Origin of the sequence: uncultured Campylobacter sp., from assembly GCF_937890585.1 — a bacterium.
Lineage (GTDB): Bacteria > Campylobacterota > Campylobacteria > Campylobacterales > Campylobacteraceae > Campylobacter_A.
The window spans coordinates 1-2,016 of record NZ_CALACG010000380.1 but is presented as its reverse complement, the minus strand read 5'-3'; the positions used below and the strand labels follow the sequence as shown (position 1 = coordinate 2,016).

2 protein-coding genes are annotated in these 2,016 nt (G+C 37.1%); both read right to left on the bottom strand.

Annotated elements, in window-relative coordinates:
* Positions 1 to 566 precede the first annotated feature (566 nt).
* Positions 567 to 998, bottom strand: a complete 432-nt coding sequence (locus Q0296_RS11160) for a GatB/YqeY domain-containing protein (RefSeq protein WP_298040606.1) — start codon at positions 996 to 998, stop codon at positions 567 to 569.
* 30 nt (positions 999 to 1,028) lie between these two features.
* A complete protein-coding gene (locus tag Q0296_RS11155) occupies positions 1,029 to 1,931 on the bottom strand; it encodes a disulfide bond formation protein DsbA (protein ID WP_298040604.1) in 903 nt (300 codons plus the stop codon).
* Positions 1,932 to 2,016 lie beyond the last annotated feature (85 nt).

Below are 2,016 nucleotides of genomic sequence, written 5' to 3'. Positions count from 1 at the left end.
GCCACTTATTCTCTCGTAGCATAGCTTTAAATGCGCCCTCTGCCGCGCATGTTGGAGATGTTTTTGAATAAATTTAGAGCTTGCAAGAGATTTGTTTTTGATTTGCCTTATAGATAAATACTGCAAAGCTCAAATTTTACTAGGCTTGCTACTTTAAATTTTACTTCTTTTGCACCGACAAACTTAAAAAATAATCCTTCGCAAACCTTTGTTACTAGCTTCAAAGCGAGAAAGAGTTTAACAAATTTAAATTTGATCAAAGCCGCATAGTCAAAATTTATAAACAGCCATAAAAGCTAAGTCAAATTTAGCCAAGTTTGCTTTGATTTTTGCTTCTTTGTTGCCGACAAAACCAGATTGCCAGTCCAAAGCCAAATGGCTAAATTTAAACCCACACACCAAAATATAAATTTAAATTTAATGCCCGCCCTAGCCTAAATTTATAAATTTACTCTTAAAAATTTAGTTTTTACATAAAATAATATGCACTATTTTATGTAAAATAAAGCAAATTTAAAGCCCACACATTAAATTTAACGCACAAGCTTTAAAAATTTGTTTTAAATTTAAGCCAAAAGCTCTTTTGCGATCACGCTTATGCGTTTTGCCTCAGCGCTCGCTCCGATCTCATCTTTTGCCATTTTCATCACAGCACCAAGATTTTTACCAGCTTTTTGGATGATCGCCTCGATCTTTGCCTTTAGCTCCTCGTCACTTAGCTGCGCTGGCAGATATGCCTTGATAAGGTCGATCTCGCCCTGCTCTTTTTTGGCTAGATCCTCTCTCTCGCCCTTTAGATAAAGCTCAACCGAGTCAGCCCTCTTTTTGATCTCCTTTTGAAGTAGCGGAAGCACAACCTCGTCGGTCATCTCGATCCTTTGATCGACTTCGACCTGCTTAAGCGCTGCATTTAGCGTCCTTAAAGTGTCCCTTTTAAACTCATCTTTTGCCTTCATAGCCTCTTTTATATCAGCTAAAATTTGTTCTCTTATGCTCATTTTCTCTCCTTTAAGTTTTTGAAATAATAACTAAAAATTTGTGATAATTTCTTGAAATAAGCCTTGCAGATAAGCGGCCCCGACACCCTCTCTAAGTCCATCGTCAATAACTATAAATCTCGCTTCTTGTTCGCTTAGTAGCTCTTTTAAAAGTAGCGTCCCAGCGATAAGTGGAAATTTCCTATCCTTGCCGACCGCCACATTTGCTGCGCCCTCATCAAGCTTTAAAAGCTCGCTTATAAAGTGGTCAAAGTCGCTCATTTTAAGTTCAAAGCCATTTATCTTTTTGGCGTCATAGTTTTCATAGTTTAGCCCAAGTTTTAGGGCTGCGATACTTGTTGGCACGCCAGAAGTTAGGGCGATAAATTTATTATCCAGCGAGCCTAAAAACGCCCTCGCCTCTTTAGTGTAAATTTTTGCATTTTGCTCAAGTAGCTTGAAATTTTTAAATTTCTCAAAAAATGTGATGATGCCAAATTTAAAGCTTTTAAAATTTCCATCTTCGCTGATCTCAGAGCTCGCTCCACCGATATCAACTATGCTAAATTTCTCATCTAGCCCAAGCCTTTTAAAGGCGTTTTGAACTCCCAAAAATGTAAGTTTTGCCTCAGCTTTGCCGTCTATTAAATGAAAATTTATATCAAATTTTTCTCTTATCTCGTCAAAAATTTCTTCGCTATTTGACGCCACTCTAAATGCCTCGGTCGCAACCGCCACACATTTAAATTTGGCAAAGTCAAATTTGCTTTTAGCCTCCGCTATCGCAACAAAAAGCCTATTTTTAGCCTCCAAGCCTATCTTGCCACTTTCGTTTAAGCCCCTTGCAGCTCCAACTATTTTTTCATAAATTTGCTCGTTATAAAAGGCGTTTTGTCCCTTCTTTACGAGCGCCACACGAAAGGTATTTGAGCCAAGATCGATCGCTATAACCAAAATTTATCCTTAAAAATTTTTGCAAATTCTAACATATGATAATTTAGTATCATTTAAAGTGAGAAAATTCTAAATACTTTAATAA

What these genes read in the sequence shown, in the direction of transcription:
- Q0296_RS11160 (WP_298040606.1), bottom strand. Translation starts at nt 998, where the DNA reads ATGAGCATAAGAGAACAAATTTTAGCTGATATAAAAGAGGCTATGAAG.